At 72.7% G+C, this 17,290-nt stretch carries 13 protein-coding genes; 7 read left to right on the top strand and 6 right to left on the bottom strand.

Features of this window, described 5'->3' with window-relative positions; genetic code table 11:
- Nucleotides 1-5 precede the first annotated feature (5 nt).
- Nucleotides 6-1,571, bottom strand: a complete 1,566-nt coding sequence (locus ACQUQD_RS36490; protein ID WP_428956482.1) for a M81 family metallopeptidase — start codon at nt 1,569-1,571, stop codon at nt 6-8.
- Nucleotides 1,568-2,755 (bottom strand): ROK family protein, encoded by a 1,188-nt coding sequence (locus ACQUQD_RS36485; RefSeq protein ID WP_428956481.1) that lies wholly within the window; start codon nt 2,753-2,755, stop codon nt 1,568-1,570. Before ACQUQD_RS36485 ends, ACQUQD_RS36490 begins: the two co-directional genes overlap by 4 nt.
- A gap of 235 nt (nt 2,756-2,990) precedes the next feature.
- Here ACQUQD_RS36485 and ACQUQD_RS36480 point away from each other — a divergent pair, with 235 nt between their 5' ends.
- The 5 genes from ACQUQD_RS36480 (at nt 2,991) to ACQUQD_RS36460 (ending at nt 9,981) form a co-directional block, all read left to right on the top strand.
- Nucleotides 2,991-4,841: a peptide ABC transporter substrate-binding protein gene (locus ACQUQD_RS36480; protein ID WP_428956480.1), complete on the top strand. Its 1,851-nt coding sequence runs from the start codon at nt 2,991-2,993 to the stop codon at nt 4,839-4,841.
- A complete protein-coding gene (locus ACQUQD_RS36475; RefSeq protein WP_428956479.1) occupies nt 4,838-5,788 on the top strand; it encodes an ABC transporter permease in 951 nt (316 codons plus the stop codon). The genes ACQUQD_RS36480 and ACQUQD_RS36475 overlap by 4 nt, the downstream gene beginning before the upstream one ends.
- Entirely contained in the window at nt 5,785-6,687 is a 903-nt protein-coding gene (locus ACQUQD_RS36470) for an ABC transporter permease (RefSeq protein ID WP_428956478.1), read from the top strand. Before ACQUQD_RS36475 ends, ACQUQD_RS36470 begins: the two co-directional genes overlap by 4 nt.
- 45 nt (nt 6,688-6,732) lie before the next feature.
- Complete coding sequence (locus ACQUQD_RS36465; protein ID WP_428956477.1) at nt 6,733-8,769, top strand: dipeptide ABC transporter ATP-binding protein; 2,037 nt, start codon at nt 6,733-6,735, stop codon at nt 8,767-8,769.
- Nucleotides 8,770-8,892: 123 nt separating this feature from the next.
- Nucleotides 8,893-9,981: a WD40/YVTN/BNR-like repeat-containing protein gene (locus tag ACQUQD_RS36460; RefSeq protein WP_428956476.1), complete on the top strand. Its 1,089-nt coding sequence runs from the start codon at nt 8,893-8,895 to the stop codon at nt 9,979-9,981.
- A 38-nt stretch (nt 9,982-10,019) separates the two neighbouring features.
- Here the strand turns inward: ACQUQD_RS36460 and ACQUQD_RS36455 are convergent, their stop codons facing one another.
- Entirely contained in the window at nt 10,020-10,697 is a 678-nt protein-coding gene (locus ACQUQD_RS36455; RefSeq protein ID WP_428956475.1) for a uracil-DNA glycosylase, read from the bottom strand.
- 153 nt (nt 10,698-10,850) lie between these two features.
- Between ACQUQD_RS36455 and ACQUQD_RS36450 the strand changes: the two genes are divergently transcribed.
- The gene (locus ACQUQD_RS36450; protein ID WP_428956474.1) at nt 10,851-11,852 is read left to right on the top strand and encodes an N-acetylglucosamine kinase; all 1,002 of its coding nucleotides are present in this window, start codon (nt 10,851-10,853) and stop codon (nt 11,850-11,852) included.
- Nucleotides 11,853-11,980: 128 nt separating this feature from the next.
- Nucleotides 11,981-12,916, top strand: a complete 936-nt coding sequence (locus ACQUQD_RS36445; protein ID WP_428956473.1) for a sirohydrochlorin chelatase — start codon at nt 11,981-11,983, stop codon at nt 12,914-12,916.
- A 110-nt stretch (nt 12,917-13,026) separates the two neighbouring features.
- Here the strand turns inward: ACQUQD_RS36445 and ACQUQD_RS36440 are convergent, their stop codons facing one another.
- From ACQUQD_RS36440 to ACQUQD_RS36430, 3 genes are all read right to left on the bottom strand, one after another.
- On the bottom strand, nt 13,027-14,061 hold the full coding sequence (locus ACQUQD_RS36440) for a lactonase family protein (protein WP_428956472.1): 1,035 nt from the start codon (nt 14,059-14,061) through the stop codon (nt 13,027-13,029).
- A gap of 56 nt (nt 14,062-14,117) precedes the next feature.
- Nucleotides 14,118-15,398, bottom strand: a complete 1,281-nt coding sequence (locus ACQUQD_RS36435) for a nitric oxide synthase oxygenase (RefSeq protein ID WP_428956471.1) — start codon at nt 15,396-15,398, stop codon at nt 14,118-14,120.
- A gap of 245 nt (nt 15,399-15,643) precedes the next feature.
- Nucleotides 15,644-17,143, bottom strand: a complete 1,500-nt coding sequence (locus tag ACQUQD_RS36430) for an FUSC family protein (protein WP_428956470.1) — start codon at nt 17,141-17,143, stop codon at nt 15,644-15,646.
- Nucleotides 17,144-17,290: the final 147 nt, after the last annotated feature.

The following is a 17,290-nucleotide window of genomic DNA, read 5'->3' as shown; positions in this document are numbered from 1 at the left end:
CCGAGCTACAGCAGGGCGGCCCTGAGGTCCGGGCCGTCCCCGGCCTCGTACGCGTCCTCGTCGAAGGGGTACAGCGGACGCTCCACCCGGTGGTGGCCCAGGCGCAGCAGGTCCTGGTCGACTCCGCCGGGGGTGAGCGCGAGCAGCCAGTCGGCGGCCATGTCGTACAGCTCCGGCTCCAGGTAGCCGATCTTGACGACGACGAGGTCGTACGTGCGCGGGTCGATGCCGAGGCCGCCGTCGGCGGGGCCCGTGAAGTCGGCGAGCGTGTGGAACGGCTTGCGGCGCTCGACGAGGATCACGGTGAGGCCGCCGACGCGGACGGCCGCCATGTCGACACCGCGGTCGTAGGCGCCGCCCTCGGCGCGGTCCTTCTGGTCGGCGGCGCGCTGCAACGCCTCGACGGTGCCGGTGAGTTCGTACGGTCCGCCGTGGTGGGTGTCGACCTTGCCGCCGACGGAGAGGGTCACCTCGGCGCCGACACCGGCCGCGAAGCAGGCGGCGACCGCGGCCGGGTCGGTGATGCCCGGGTGGACGGCGGTGACCTCGCCGGTGCGGATCGCGTCGTGCGCCAGCAGCTTCTCCAGCATGTACGCGAGGTCGCCCGCGCCGCCCGCCGTGGGGTTGTCGCCGGAGTCACTGATGAGGAAGGGCCTCTTGGTGGAGGCGACGGCCTGGTCGATGCATTCCTCGGCGCTGCCGGTCGGGCCGACGAACACGAAGTCCTTGCGGGCGTCCCAGTAGCGGCGGGCCAGCGACTCGGCCTCGCGGGCGGCGAGTTCGGCGTCCTCGCCGGTGACGACGATGGCGGCCTTGCAGCGCGGCTCGTCGGCCCAGGCGTAGCCGACCCACATCGCGGCGTCGAGGATGCCGTCCTTCGTCTCGATGTCGGCGAGCGAGGCGTAGAGGGACATGGCGGGTTCCAGGCGGGTGCTGGTCTTCTCGCCGGGCAGCAGGACCGGGACCTGGACCCAGGCGCGGTGCGGCCGGACTCCGTCCCGCAGGCAACGCACCAGATTGCGGGCGGCGCGCTCGCGGGTGTCCCAGGCGTCCTCGTGCGGGGCGAGCCGGTGGGCGGTGAGCAGGTCGACCGGCTCCGCGAACCGGCGGGAGACGTTCCCGTGCAGGTCCATCGCGGTGGAGATCATGGGGCGGCTCCCGTCGGGGGTGCCGATGTGGTCGAGCGCGGCGCGGACCGCCTCGGTCAGGTCGCCCTCGGCGTCGGTGAGGCCGATGACGCTCATCGCGCCGTGGATGTCGTACACGAGTCCGTCGAGGGGGCCCGACTCCCTTATGCGGGTGACCAGTTCGTCCTTCAGGGTCAGGTACGACTCGGCTTCCACCGGGCCGCCGGGCAGCGATGTCGCGTGCAGCAGCGGCACCCACTCGACGAGGTCGGCGAGGTCGCTGTCGGGCCGGGTCCACGTGTAGCGGTCGAGGAGGTCCTGGCCGCGGGTCTGCCGGAAGTCGTCGGTGGTGGAGCGGTGCGGGCAGAACGTGGACGACTCGATGCCGATGCCGCCGATGCCGATGCGCAGGCGGCGGCCGTGGACCGGGGTGGTGCGGGTCATGCGGGGGCGCTCTCTTCCTGGGGTGCGGGGATGGCGTTCGAGAGGTTCTGGTGCAGCGCGGTCAGGCCCGCGCCGAGCAGACCGGCGTCGGGGCCCGCCGTCGTGGTGGTGATCTCCAGGTCCGCGGTGGCGAGCGGCAGGCACCGCTCGTAGAGGACACCGCGGACGGCGGCGACGAGCGGTTCGGCGGTGGCGAGGACACCGCCGAGGGCGACGGCCTGCGGGTTGAAGAAGTTCACGACGACCGACAGGACGGTGCCGATGTGGCGTCCCGCGGTGCGTACGAGGGTGGTGGCGACGGGGTCGCCGTCGGCGACGAGCCGCAGGAGTTCGTTCGTGTCCGCCACCTCGACGCCCTGCGCGGCGAGTTCGCGGATGAGGGCGGCGCCGCTGGCGACGGTCTCCAGGCAGCCGATGTTGCCGCAGCTGCACGGCCGGTCGCCCGCCGCCTCGACGCGTACGTGACTGACGTCGCCGGCGCTGCCGGTGGCGCCGTCGTGCGGGCGGCCCGCGACGATGACACCGCTGCCGATGCCGCGGCCGGCCTTGACGACGACCATGTGGTCGAGATCGGGCCGGGTCGTGCGGTGCTCGCCGACGGCCATCATCGTGGCGTCGTTGGCGACGGTGACGGGCATGCCGAGCCGCTCGGCGAGGACCTCGCGCAGCGGGTAGCGGTGCCAGCCCGGCATCCGCGAGGGGCTCAGGACGCGGCCGTCGGCGGGCGCGACCGGGCCGGGAAAGGCCACGCCGAGGGCCCGCACCGTGCGTCCCGCCTCCCGCTGCGCGGCGGCGAGCCGGGTCACCTGCTCGCACAGCCAGTCGACGGCGGACTCGGGCCCCGCGGTGATGTCGTGCGGCAGGTCGAGGGCGTCGTGGACGGTGCCGCCGAGGTCGACGGCGCCGAGCCTGGCGTGGTGGCTGCCGAGGTCCGCGGCGAGCGCGACGCCGCCCTGCGCCGTCACCCGCAGCAGCCGTGGCCGTCGTCCGCCGCGCGAGGCGCCCTCGCCGGACTCGGTGAGCACACCGGCCGCGACCAGTTCCTGCACGCGCAGCGACACCGTGGAGGGGGCGAGGCCCAGTTCCCGTACGAGATCGGCCCGGGAGGAGGCGGCTCCGGAGGAGACGAGCCGGAGTATGTGCTGCGCCGAACCCGGCTCGCCGTCGTGCGATGTGTCGGCCATGCCGCCCCCTGGTCCACGTACTGTGCGCGTTCGGTCAGTTGGTTCGACCGGTTCGTTCGATGACGAGCCGAACATTAACCAGAGTCGAACCAAGTTGACCAGGGCTCCCCGGACTTTGAACTACTTTTCGAATGAACCTATTGACTTGATTCGAACGGCCGCCTTAGCGTTCGGGCGCCGCCCTGTCGATCCGTGGCACGGGGCAGGCTCCTGTCCCCCTTGGAGGCCCTTCGGCATGCGTTCCCTCAGGTCAACGGCGTCCGCCGCGCTCGCCCTCGCGGCGACGCTGGTGGCGCTCACCGGCTGCACGCACGAGGGCGGCCGGATCGCGATGGGCCCGACCGGCGGCACTCCCGTCGAGGGCGGCACGGCCACGATGGCGCTGCCGCCCGCGGCCACCCCGAACTGGATCTTCCCGATCGGCGCGCCGGGTTACGGGGCCTCGTACAACTACGCCATCCAGACGCTGCTGTTCATGCCGGTGTACGACGCGGTGCAGGAGAAGGGCGAACTGACCACGCACGGGCCGAGCACGCTCGGTCTGGAGCCGAAGTACAGCGACGGCAACCGGACGGTCACCGTGCCGCTGCGCCAGGGCGTGACGTGGTCCGACGGGAAGCCGGTGACCGCCCGCGACCTGGAGTTCTGGTTCAACCTCGTCAAGGCGAACAAGGCCGACTGGGGCAGCTACTCGGTCGGCACGATGCCCGACAACGTGAAGAGGTTCGAGGTCGTCGACGCCCACACGGTGCGGCTGCACCTCGACCGCGCGTACAACCCGGACTGGTTCACGGCCAACCAGCTCACCCTCATGCGGGCCCTGCCGCAGCACGCCTGGGACGCCACGCAGGACGGCGGCGAGGTCGGTGACCAGGACCGGACGACGAAGGGCGCCAAGGCGGTCTTCGCCCGGCTCACCCGGCACGCGAAGAGTCTGGGCTCGTACGGCTCCGACCCGTTGTGGAGGACGGTCAACGGCCCGTGGAAGCTGGCGGGTTGGCGGGACAGCGGACAGGTGACCATCGTCCCGAACGAGAAGTACACCGGCCCGCAGTCCGAGCGGCCCCACCTCGACCGAGTGGTGTTCAAGCCGTTCACCACGGCCGACTCCGAGTACAACGTGCTGCGTTCGGGCGGTGTCGACTACGGCTACATCCCGCCGTCGGTGATGGCGCAGAAGGAGAAGTTCCAGGACAAGGGGTACCGCGTCGACCCGTGGGAGGGCTGGGCGGCCACCTACATCGTCTACAACTTCAACTCCACCCATGCCGGACCGCAGATGAGCCAGCTCTACATCCGTCAGGCGATGCAGCACCTCGTCGACCAGGACGCGATGAGCAAGGTCATCTGGCAGGGCAGCGCGACCGCGACGCTGGGCCCCGTACCGGTCACACCGAAGAGCCAGTACCTGTCACCGGCGATGGAACGGAACGCGTATCCGTTCTCCGTCGCGAAGGCCAGGTCCCTCTTGTCGGAGCATGGCTGGCGGACCGTCGACGGCACCGCGCGCTGCGTCCGGCCCGGCACCGGTGATGACGAGTGCGGCCCGGGTATCGGGCGGAACGACCCGCTGGAGCTGACCCTCCTGTCCCAGTCCGGCTCGACCGAGACGACGAACATGATGCAGGAGCTCAAGTCGTCGCTCAGCAGGGCCGGCATCGACCTGACCGTGCGCCAGCAGCCGCTGAACTCCGTGCTCGGCAACTCCGTCCCGTGCAAGAAGAAGGACCCCGGCTGCGACTGGGACATGTCGTTCTTCGGCACCGCCGGCAGCTGGTACTACCCGCTCAACCCGAGCGGCGAGCAGCTCTTCTCGACCGGCGCGTCCGCCAACTTCGGCAACTACAGCGACAAGAAGGCCGACCGGCTCATCCGCGCCGTGCAGTACGCGCCCGACATGAAGGCCGTCCACGAGTACGGCGAGTACCTCTCCGCGCAGCTCCCGGTGATGTGGATGCCGAACCCGGCCTACCAGGTCTCGGTGATCCGCAACGACCTGCGGGGCATCGAGCAGAACCCGACGGTCACCTTCGCGCCGCAGCACTGGTACTACGTCAAGAACGCCAAGAAGGAGTCCACGAAGTGACCGGCTTTCTGGTCAAGCGCTTCCTTCAGGCGCTCGTCGTCCTGTTCCTCGTCTCGATCATCGTCTTCACGCTGCTGCACCTGCTGCCGGGCGGCCCCGCCCGCGCCATCCTCGGCCCCAAGGGCACACCGCAGCAGATCGAGCACTTCAACCACCAGCAGGGATACGACCGTTCGCTGCCGACCCAGTACCTGATGTACCTGAAGCGGCTGGTCACCGGCGACCTCGGCGACTCGTACAAGCTGAACTCGCCGGTCTTCGAGCTGCTGAAGCAGCGGCTGCCGAAGACCCTGCTGCTCACTGTCCTGTCGACGGTGCTCGCCGTGGTCATCGCCGTCCCGCTCGGCCTGCTGCAGGCGGTGCGGCGCGGCAAGGCCTCGGACTACGCCCTCACCGGACTGGCGTTCCTGCTGTACGCGACCCCGGTGTTCTTCCTCGGCCTCATCATGATCATCCTGTTCGCGCAGGTCCTGCCGATCTTCCCGGCGGAGGCCCCGCAGGGCGAGACGATCGGTCAACTCCTCGGCGACTTCACGGGGTTGATCCTGCCGGTGGTGACGATGGCGTTCGGCATCGTGGCCATGTTCAGCCGCTACATGCGCTCGGCGGTCCTGGACAACCTCACCGAGGAGTACGTGCGCACGGCCATGGCGAAGGGCCAGTCGAACCGCCGGATCATGGTCAAGCACGTGCTGCGCAACGCCCTGATCCCGCTGGCCACCCTGCTCGGCCTGTATCTGCCGACGCTGTTCAGCGGCGCGCTCGTCGTCGAGTCGATGTTCAACTACCCGGGCATGGGGCTGCTGTTCTGGAACGCCGCGCAGGGCTCGGACTTCCCCGTACTGCTCGGTGTGACCCTCGTCGTCGGCATCGCGACCGTCCTCGGCTCGCTGCTCACCGACATCCTCTACGCCGTCCTCGACCCCCGGATCCGGAGCGTGGCATGACGACCGCTGTGACCCCCCTGATACCCGGGCACGAGGAGGCCGCGCAGGCCACTCCCTCACTGGCCCGCCGCACCCTGCGCGTGTTCACCGGCAACAAGCTGGCCCTGAGCGGCGTGGTCCTGCTCGTGCTGCTGCTCGCCTTCTGCTATCTGGGACCGCTGGTGCACCCCACCGAGCAGGTCCACACGAACCTGGCGCAGGCCAATCTGTCGCCGGGCACGGCCGGGCACCTGCTCGGCACCACCGACCTCGGCTACGACATGGTCGGCCGGCTGATGGTCGCCGGGCGGACCTCGCTGGAGATCGGCCTGGCGGCGGGGCTGCTGGCCACGCTGTTCGGGACCGTGTACGGGGCCGTCGCCGGGTACTTCGGCGGCTGGGTCGACGCGGCGATGATGCGTGTCACGGACGCGGCTCTCGCCATCCCCGCGATGTTCCTGCTCGTGGTCGTCGCCGCGATCATCACGCCCAGCAAGGGCGTCCTGATCCTCATCATCGCGGGCGTCGCCTGGCTCTCCCCCGCCCGCCTGGTGCGCGGCGAGGCGCTGTCGCTGCGCAACCGCGAGTACGTGCAGGCCATGCGAATGATGGGCGGGGGCGGGGCGCGGGCCGTCTTCAGGCACATCGTGCCCAACGCCATCGGCACGGTCATCGTCAACTGCACGTTCCAGATCGCCGACGCCATCCTCTACGTCAGCTATCTCGCCTTCCTCGGCCTGTCCATCCCGCCGCCGTCCGCCGACTGGGGCTCGATGCTCTCGGCCGGCATCACCTACACGCAGAACGGCTACTGGTGGCTGATCTTCCCGCCGGGCATCGCGATCGTCCTCGTCGTCGCCGCGTTCAACTTCATCGGCGACGGACTGCGGGACGCGTTCGAAGTGCGGCTGCGCAGGTAGCGGGCCCGTGGGACCAGTTGACGCAAGGGATCTAGGGAAGCTGACATGACCGAGCCTCTGCTCAGGATCGACGACCTGCGGGTCGACATCGCCACGCGCGACCGCACCGTCCACGCCCTCGACGGCGTCTCGCTCGACCTCGCGCCCGGCGAGGCGCTCGGCGTGGTCGGCGAGTCCGGCTGCGGCAAGACCATGACGGCGCTCAGCGTGCTGGGCCTGCTGCCGCCCGGCGGAGCGGTGACCGGCGGCCGCATCCTCTTCGACGGGCACGACCTGGCCGCCGCGCCCGCGCCCGTCCTCCAGGACGTCCGCGGCAACACCATCGGCATGGTCTTCCAGGACCCGCTGACCTCGCTGAATCCGACGATGACGATCGGCGCGCAGGTCGCCGAGCCGCTCCTGCTGCACCGCGGCGTCTCGAAGAAGGAGGCGTGGGCGCAGGCCGAGGAGACCCTGCGGCTGGTGGGCATGCCGCAGCCGGCCGAGCGGATGAAGGCGTACCCGCACCAGCTGTCCGGCGGCATGCGTCAGCGCGTCGCCATCGCCATGGCGCTGGTCTGCGAGCCGAAGCTGCTCATCGCGGACGAGCCGACGACCGCCCTGGACGTGACGACGCAGCACCAGATCCTGGAGCTGATCGACGACCTGCGCTCGCGCCTCGGCATGGCGATGATCCTGGTCACGCACGACCTCGGCGTGATCGCCAACCGGGTCGACCGGGTGGCGGTGATGTACGCGGGCCAGGTCGCCGAACAGGCCGATGTGCGGGGCCTGTTCGCCCGGCCGCGGCACCGCTACACCGAGGCGCTGTTCGCCGCGCTGCCCGAGCGCGCCGCCGACCACGACACCGAACTGCACACCATCGCGGGTCTGCCGCCGAGTCTGACGGTGCGCCCGACGGGCTGCCGCTTCGCGCCGCGCTGCCTGTTCGCGACGGACGAGTGCCGTACGCAGGAGCCGGCGCTCACCGACGACGACGTGAGCGGCGCAGGGCACCGGTTCGCCTGTTTCCATCCGGTGCCCGACGCGCGGGAGGCGGCGCCGGAGGACGTGGTGGCGCCCGCGCCGATCCCCGCGCAGGTGACGGCGTCCGATGCCGTACTCCTCGAACTCGACGCGCTGGTCAAGGAGTTCCCGCTCAAGGGGGGCCCGTTCTCCCGCAGCAAGGGCACGGTCAGCGCGGTCGGCGGGGTGTCCCTGACCGTCCGCAGGGGCGAGACGTTCGGCATGGTCGGCGAGTCCGGCTGCGGCAAGACGACCCTCGGGCGGATCGTGGCGGGCCTGGAGGAGCCGACGTCCGGCGCCGTCCGCTTCGAGGGCCGCGACCGCGCGGAGCTCTCGCGCGCCGAACGCCGGGCGCACCGCAGGCGCGTGCAGCTGATGTTCCAGGACTCGACAGCGGCGATGGACCCGCGCATGCGGGTCGGCGAGATCCTGCGCGAGCCGCTCGTCATCCAGGGCGTGGGCGGCCGCGCGGAGCAGGAGAAGCTGATCGGCGAACTCCTCGACGCGGTCGGTCTGCCGCGCGGCGCCGTGCACCGCTATCCGCACGAGTTCTCCGGCGGCCAGCGTCAACGCCTCGGCCTGGCAAGGGCGTTGACACTCTCACCGGACCTGGTCGTGGCGGACGAGCCGGTCTCCGCGCTCGACGTGTCGGTGCAGGCGCAGATCCTCAACCTGATGCGCGAGCTGCAGCGCGAGCGCGGGCTCACCTATCTGTTCATCTCGCACGACCTGGCCGTGGTCCGGTACCTCGCCGACACGGTCGGGGTCATGTATCTCGGCAAGCTGGTGGAGGTGGGTCCCGCCGAGCGGGTCTACGCCCGTCCGCTGCACCCCTACACCCGCGGTCTGCTCGACACGGTGAACGTCCCGGACCCGGAGGCGGCCGCCTCCGGGACGCCGCTGACGGGCGAGACCCCGTCGGCCGCGCGGCCCCCGTCGGGGTGCCGGTTCCGCACGCGGTGCCCGGTGGCCCAGGACGTCTGCGCGACGACCGAACCGCCGGTGTCGGCGCCCGACGGTCCGGAACACCAGGTGGCCTGCCACTTCCCGCTCCAGGCCGCGCTGCCCGTCGGCTGACCGCCCCCAGCGGGCACGAACCGCCCGCTGAGCTGCGGCGGAGCCGTCTGCGGCGGCCATTGTCAGTGGTGGGGTGCAGACTGGCGGATACCTGGAGACAACGACGTTTCGGAGGTGTTCGGCATGACCGATGTACTGCTGGCGGTGGGCACGCGCAAGGGGCTGTTCCTGGGGCGCAGGCGCGGTGGCGCGGCCTGGGAGTTCGACGAGAGCCCGTACTTCAACGCCCAGGCGATCTACTCCGTCGCCCTCGACACCAGGGGCGAGGCACCGCGGCTCCTCGTGGGCGGGGACAGCGCGCACTGGGGACCGTCCGTGTTCCACTCGGACGACCTCGGGCGCACCTGGACCGAGCCGTCCGCCCCCGCCGTCAAGTTCCCCAAGGACACCGGAACTTCACTGGAGCGGGTGTGGCAGCTGCACCCGGCCGCCGCCGAGCCGGACGTGGTGTACGCGGGCACGGAGCCGGCGGCCCTTTACCGCTCGGCGGACCGCGGCGAGACCTTCGAGCTCTGCCGTCCGCTGTGGGAGCACCCGACGCGGTCACGGTGGGTGCCGGGCGGCGGCGGGGAGGGCCTGCACACGATCCTGACGGACGCGCGGGACCCGCGGGCCCTCACGGTGGCGGTGTCGACGGCCGGGGTGTTCCGCTCGGCGGACGGCGGCGCGAGCTGGGCCCCGGCGAACTCCGGGGTGTCCGCGGTGTTCCTGCCCGATCCCGACCCGGAGTTCGGGCAGTGCGTGCACAAGGTGGCGCGGGACGCGGCCGACCCGGACCGGCTGTACCTGCAGAACCACTGGGGCGTGTACCGCAGTGACGACGGGGGCGGGAAGTGGACCGACATCGGGGCGGGCCTCCCGTCGACGTTCGGGTTCGGCGCGGCCGCGCATCCGCACCGCGGGAACACGGCGTACGTCTTCCCGATCACCGCGGACGCGGACCGGGTCCCGGCCGACCGCCGATGTCGCGTCTACCGCACCCAGGACGCGGGCGAGAGCTGGGAGGCGCTCAGCGCCGGTCTGCCCGAGGACGACCACTACGGCACGGTGCTGCGGGACGCGCTGTGCACGGACGACGCGGACCCGGCGGGCGTCTACTTCGGCAACCGGAACGGCGAGGTGTACGCGTCGGCCGACGACGGCGACAGCTGGCGGCAGCTCGCGTCCCATCTTCCGGACGTGCTGTGCGTGCGCGCGGCCGTCGTGGGGTGAGGCGACACCGGCCCCTGCGCAGGTCGGACCGCCCGCGGTTACGGCAGGCGCCAGTCCACGGGCTGCGCACCCTGCCGCGTGAGCAGTTCGTTGGCCCGGCTGAAGGGACGCGAGCCGAAGAAGCCCCGGTCCGCCGACATCGGCGAGGGATGCGCGGACTCGATCGCCGGCAGGTCCCCGAGCAGGGGCCGCAGATTGCGGGCGTCACGCCCCCACAGAATGGAGACCAGCGGCCGGTTCCGGGCGGCCAGTGCCCGGATCGCCTGTTCGGTGACCTCTTCCCAGCCCTTGCCCCGGTGCGCGCCGGGAGAGCGCGGCGCCGTCGTCAGCGCCCTGTTGAGCAGCAGCACGCCCTGCCGTGTCCACGGGGTGAGGTCGCCGTTGGACGGCCGGGACAGCCCCAGGTCCGTGTGCATCTCCCGGAAGATGTTCTGCAGGCTGCCGGGCAGCGACCGCACCTCGGGCGACACCGCGAAGCTCAGTCCGATCGCCATCCCCGGTGTGGGGTAGGGATCCTGGCCGACGATCAGCACCCGCACCTCGTCGAAGGGCTGCTGGAAGGCCCGCAGGACGTTCGCCCCGGACGGGAGATAGGTACGGCCGGCGGCGATCTCGGACCGCAGGAAATCCCCCATGGTCGCGATGCGTTCGGCCACGGGCTCCAGGGCCTTCGCCCAGCCCGCTTCGACAAGTTCGTTCAAAGGTCGCGCTGCCACGACGCGTCACTCTACTGCCCCACCGCGGCCCCGTTCCCGACGGGGACGAAGCCCCCCGCACGCGCAAGCTCCTCGCGAAGCTACTGTTCCTCCTCGTCCGTTCCTCCCGGTCGAGGGAGAAGCGGTGGGGACAAGAGGGAAGAGGGGATCCGGGTGCACCCTGCGAACCAGTCGGCGACTGCCGTGACCGTGCCGGACACGGAGCGCCGGGTGCTCGGCGTCGACTCGGGCGGATCGGGGCTGCGGGTCGCGCTCGCCTTTGCCGACGATCCGGCGCGGGCCGCGACCCGGGTGTCCCGCGAGCCGGTACGGACCGTGGCGTCCGGTATCGACCCGGCCCACCTGCTGGAGCAACTCCTGCCCATGGCACGGGAACTGCTGGCCGAGGCCGGCGGTCCGGCGCCGGCCGCGGTCACCGTCGGCGCCGCCGGGATGGCGACCCTCGGCGACAGTCTGCGGGCCGAGCTGCCGGCCGCCCTGGAGCGCGAACTGGGCGTCGCACGGCTCGCGTTGGCCGGGGACGCCGTCACCGCGTACGCGGGCGCGCTCGGCCAGCGGCCCGGCGCGGTCGTCGCCGCGGGCACCGGCCTGATCGCCCTGGGCACGGACCTCGGCACCTGGCAGCGGGCCGACGGCTGGGGGCATCTGCTCGGCGACAGCGGCGGCGGCGCCTGGATCGGGCGGGCCGGGCTCGACGCGGCGATGCGCGCGTACGACGGACGGCGCGGCGGGAGCACGGCGCTGCTCGCACTGGCCGAGGAGCGGTTCGGCCCGGCGGGCGAGCTGCCCGGCCGGATCTATCCGCGCACCGACCGGCCCGCGGCGCTGGCCTCGTTCGCCCCGGACGTGGCCCGGTGCGCAGCGGCCGATCCGGTCGCGGCCGGGATCCTGCGCGACGCCGCCCGGCACATTGCGGAAGCCGCGGCGGCGGTCTGTCCGGCGGGCGGTGGAGAGGTCGCTCTCACCGGCGGTCTGTTCAGGACGGGCGAGCCACTGCTCGCCCCGCTCCGGCAGGAACTCGCGGAACAGCTCCCCGACGCGACCGTGACCTCCGCGGCCGGCGACCCCCTGCACGGTGCCCTCGTGATCGCGGGCGCCCTCGCCGCGGAGGAGCTGCGCCTGCCGCTGGACGGGCGTCTGCTGTACGTCCCGTAGACCCGGCGCACCCACGCGGACCAGGACACTTGAACCATCCGTAACTGAACGGACAATCAAGGACGGATACCGCTCAGCTGCCCCCTGACCGAACAACGGAGCCCTTCGAGCCAGTAGCATGCGGCGCCATGAGCTCCCCCACTGGGCCCGCTTCCGGCCTGCCTGTACGAATGCCGCGACCTCGCCAGCCCGGACGTCACCGTCGTCCGGAACCCGTGGCCGCTCCCGAGGGCGCACCCGCCCTCGTTCTCGCGGTGCCCGGCACGCCCAGTGCCGCCACGCGCATGCTCGCCGACGAGGTCGTGAGCATCGCCCGGTCCGAGCTGCCCGGCCTGGACGCGAGGGTCGGCTTCGTCGACGGGGAGGCCACCGACTTCCCGGTGTCCGCCGAGTTCCCCTCTCTCACCTCCGTGCTCGCGCACGCCGCGAAGGAGCGCACGGCCCGCTACGAGCAGGCGGTCGCCGCCGGCGTCGAGGCCAAGGAGCCCGACGGCCCCGTCGGGGTCGTCGTGCCGCTGCTGGCCGGCCCGGACAGCGCGCTGCTGCGCCAGATCCGCCAGGGCATCGCCGACAGCCGGGTCGCCGCCGAGCTGACCGACGTGCTCGGCCCGCACCCGCTGCTGGCGGAGGGCCTGCACGTGCGGCTCTCGGAGGCCGGTCTGGCGCGCGCCGACCGGGCCCGCCTGTTCACCGTGGCGACGGCCGCGGACGGCATCATCCTCGCGACGGTGGGCGGTGACGAGGCGGTGCAGGCCGCCGGGATCACCGGGATGCTGCTCGCCGCGCGGCTCGCCGTGCCGGTGATCGCGGCCGCCCTGGACGAGGAGGGCGCCGTCGCGGCGACCGCCGAGCAGCTGCGCGGCTCCGGCTCGCAGCAGCTGGCGCTCGCGCCGTACCTGATCGGGCCGGAGCTGGACCCGAGCGTGCTGGAGGCTGCGGCCAAGGATGCGGGGTGTGCTGCCGCGGAGCCGCTGGGTGCGTATCCGGCGATGGGGAAGCTGGCGCTGGCCAAGTACACGGCGGCGTTGGGGATCACTCCCCAGCCGGTTGCCTCCGGCGGTTGAGCGGAGCGACTGCGGGCCCGGGACTTCGTGTCCCGGGCCCTTTGTCTTGGACGGGTGGCGGTGGTCTCGTGGGATCTTTCGGCTCGTCCTCGATCGCCGGACGGGCCTGATCAGCCGAACACCACGCAGGAGGCCGCCGGGACCTGTACCGATCCGCCGCGTACCGGGGTGCCCGTGGTGTCGTCCACGGTGAACCAGGTCACGTCGCCGGAGCGTTCGTTCGCCGCGTAGAGGAAGCGGGCGCTGGGGTGCAGGGCCAGGTCGCGGGGCCAGTGGCCGCCGCAGGGGGTCGTCGAGCGGAGTGTGGGGTGCTCGCCCGTCGCGTCCAGGGCGAGGAGGGACAGGACGTCCTCGCCGCGGGTCGCCGTCCACAGGAAGCGGCCGTCGGGCGAGACGACCAGCTCGGAGGGGTAGGCGTCGCCGCGCGGTGCCCCGGGCAGGAGCGCGACTTCCGTCAGCGGCTTGAGGGTGCCGGTCGTGGCGTCCCACCGGCAGACGGTGAGGGTGGGGGCGAGTTCGTTGAGGACGTACGCGTGGCGGCCGGACGGGTGGAAGGCCAGGTGGCGGGGGCCGGAGCCGGGGCGCAGGGCCGTCTCGTGGTGCGGGGTGAGGCGGCCGTCGGTGAGGGCGCAGACGCGGACCGAGTCGGTGCCGAGGTCGACGCTGACCACCCAGTGGCCGCTCGGGTCCGGCAGGACCTGGTGGGCGTGCGGGGCCTGCTGCCGCTGCGGGTGCGGGCCCGATCCGGTGTGGCGCAGGACGTCGCGGCCGGCCGCGTCCGGGGTGCCGTCGGCGCGCAGCGGCACCGCGGTGACGCTGCCGGAGCCGTAGTTGGCGGTGAACACGTGGCCGCCCCGGACGGACACGTGGGTGGGGCCGTCGCCGTCGACCCGTACGGGCGGGGCGGCCAGGGTGACCGGCGTCGTGTCCGTACGGAACGCGGCGACGGTACCGTCGGCCGTCTCGCTGACCGCGTGCAGCAGACCGTCCGCGACCGCCAGGTACGAGGGGTCGGGCAGGGCGTCGGTGGCGCCGAGGAGGCGCAGCGAGCCGTCCGCCGTGTCGACCGCGGCGGTGGCGATACCCCGGCCGCCCGCCGCGGTGAACGATCCGATGTAGGCCCGCCCTGGCTGACTGCCGGTCACTGCTTCCCCTTTCGGCGTGCGGGCCCTGTGCCCGTGCGCCGACGGTAGCAGCGGGTCTAGACCAGGTCGTGCCAGGGAGTCCGGTGCCGCGCCGCGGGCGGCCGCTCCTCGCCGCGGGCCCGCGCGTGGGCGTCGGGGTGGTGCACGAAGGCCGGGGTGCTCTCGGTGGTGTCGTAGGTGCGGTGGAAGACCGCGGTGGCGGAGCCGGAGATCGGCGGCACGATCCAGGACCAGTCGGCGCCGACGGTGCGGCCGCGGGACTCCTCGCGGGCGAGGTGGGTCAGGAAGCGGTCGGACTCGGTGTGGTGGTCGGTGACGGTGACGCCCGCCCGGTCGAAGGAGTGCAGGACCGAGCGGTTGAGCTCGACGAGCGTCCGGTCCTTCCAGAGGGAGCGGTCGCTGCTGGTGTCGAGGCCCAGGCGGTGGGCGAGGTGGGGCAGGAGGTTGTAGCGGTCGGTGTCGGCGAGGTTGCGGGCGCCTATCTCGGTGCCCATGTACCAGCCGTTGAAGGGGGCCGCGCCGTAGCAGACACCGCCGATCTCCAGGCACATGTTGGACAGCGCGGGAACCGCGTGCCAGCGCAGGCCGAGCTCGGACCACCAGCCGAACTCCGGGTGGTGGAGCGGGACTTCGAGGATCGCGTCCGGCGGCAGGTCGAACCAGCGGGGCGGCTCGTGCGGGACCCGCTGCACGATCAGCGGGAGCACGTCGAAGGACGTGCCCGCGCCGCCGCGCCAGCCGAGGCCCCGGGCGAACTCGGTCAGGCCCGCGCCGCGCGGGTCACCGACGACGTGCCCCTCGGGCTGGACGTATCCGGCGTAGCGGATGAGCTGTTCGTTCCAGATGCGCGGTCCCGGCCTGCCGGGGGCGTCCGGGGCGAAGACGGTGATCAGCGGCCGGATGCGGCCGTCGGGGGCGGCCTCGCGCAGATGGTCGGCGCAGGCCGCGGCGATCTCCTGCGCGTCGGTGAGACGGCGCAGGTCGCGGACGCGCAGGGAGCGCCAGTACAGGCGGCCGATGCAGCGGTTGGCGTTGCGCCAGGCGACGCGGGCGCCGTGGACGAGTTCCTGCGAGGTGTGCGTGTAGGTGCCCGTGGCGGCGAGTTCCGCCTCGATCTCGGCGAGCCGGGGGGCGGGGTCGCCGAGCTCCTCCTCCGCGTGGTGGCGCCGGACGAAGTCGGCCGCCGCACGGGCCACCTCCCTCGTCGCAACACCGCCCGACCGGGGGCGGACGCCGTCGGCGGGCCGGGGCCCGCGCTCGTGGCGGGGTACGTCGGGAGTGGCGGACAGCCAGCCCTCCACGTCCCGTGATCCGTTCCTGCGCAGGTCGCTTCGCATGACACACCCCAGCGGCTCGACAACGGCGCACGGCTCGCTCCCGCGCGGCCGTGTGCCCAGGTGTCCAATGGCGCGGGGTTACCCCTCGGGCAGGCTGATCCACCCTGTACGCGCCCCGGGAAGTGCCTCACTCGGGGCCGAGTTGTCCACGCCGATGCGAGACAACCACAAGTCGGTCCCGGTCGGCGGCCGGGTGACGGACGTACGGGGAGCGCGGGGAACTACGCAGCGGCGCGCAGGCTTTCTCACGCGCCCAGGCTCGCGCGCCCGGCTCCGCGCAGTGGCACGGCGAGCTCGACGAGGGCCTGTTCCAGGGCGTGCAGATGGGCCAGGACGGGCTCGGCCTCGGCGGCTCCCGGTGCCGTGACCGTGCCGCGGGAGTAGGGGGCGGGCGCGGTGAGGGCCTCGACGGCTGTCTCCACGCGCCAGCAGGCGGCGGCGAGACGGGCGTCGTGCGAGGCCTCCGGGTCGGCGGCGACGGAGGCGAGCCCGCGCACCTCGCGCGCGCAGTCGTCGAGCAGTGCCAGCACCTGGCGGGCCCGTCCCTTGCGGGCCCGCAGCGGGCTGAGCGGGTGCACGAGCGGCGCGAGCGAGAGCCGTACGCGGCCGAGGAGGGACTCCAGTTCGCGGACGCGCGGGGCGGGGTCCGCCGCGGTGTCACCGGCGAGCCGGGCGGCGGCCTCGGCGGTGCACGCGTGGACACAGCGCAGGGCGCGCTCCACCCAGGCGTCGGTGACGGAGTGCGTGGTCACCGGGAGTACGAGGAGCACGGCGAGCGCGGCGCCCAGCGCCCCGACGGCCGTCTCGCCCACGCGCAGGGCCAGCAGCGCCGGATCGAGCACGCCCAGCAGCCCGTACAGCATGCTCGCCATCACGGTCACCGCGAGCATCATCCAGGTGTAGGACACGGCGGCGGTGTAGAAGATGCCGAAGACGCCGGCGGCAATGACCACGGCGGCCGCGGCCGGTACGTCGTGCAGGGGTACGGCGATCAGGAATCCCAGCACGATGCCGAGCACCGTGCCCAGGAACCGCCGGAAGCCGCGCACCAGCGTCTCGCCGCGCGAGGTGGTGTTGACGAACACCCACCAGGTGGCGCCCACGGCCCAGTACCACCGCTGGTCGGACAGCAGCTGGCCGACGGCGAGGGCGAAGCCGGCGCCCGCGGTCGCCTGCACGGCCTGCCGCGTGGTGATCCGGGCCAGCCCGGTGCCGGTGCCCGGCGCGACCACGGCCGCCGGTGCCGGGATCCGCCGCTCGTAGCACCAGGCCCCGAACCGCACCGTCGACGCCGCGGCGAGCGACATCAGCACGGCCGCGTACAGCTCGGGCAGTTGTCCGGGAGCGGTGTGCAGGAACTGCGCCGCGAAGAAGGTCATGAAGGCGAACACGCCGAGCGAGTGCCCGCGTGGCCCCCAGCGCCGCGCGTACACGCCCGCCCCGACGACGGCCAGGAACGCCAGGTCACGGGCGAGGGGCAGGGTGTGCAGCACGGCCGCGAGCGCGAGCACCGGGAGCCCGACGACCGGCAGCAGCGCCGTGGTGACGGCCTGCCCGCGCACCGTCGTGTCGGTGACGGTGAACAGGGCGAGCAGCGCGGCCAGACCACCCGTGATGGCCGCCGCCAGCGAGTGCCCGGCGGCCGCGCACACCACCACGGCCAGCCCGATCCCGAGCACCGCACGGCTCGCGAACCGCAGCCGCATCCGTCCCGGATCCGGCGCCACGAACGCCCTCTTCAGCAAGTTGCCCCGCCCTTTCCGCTCACCGGGCGCACCGCGACACGGGCCCCGACATGAGTAAGGCGCCGCGGAGATCCCGGAGGGTCCGCAGCGCCATCGACATGCATATCTCAGCACCTATGTGGCTCATGGTTCAACAAGGGTCGAAAG

Origin of the sequence: Streptomyces sp. cg35 (genome assembly GCF_050410835.1) — a bacterium.
Classification (GTDB): domain Bacteria; phylum Actinomycetota; class Actinomycetes; order Streptomycetales; family Streptomycetaceae; genus Streptomyces.
The sequence above is the reverse complement of the archived record's forward strand: the minus strand, read 5'-3'. Positions and strand labels throughout refer to the sequence as shown.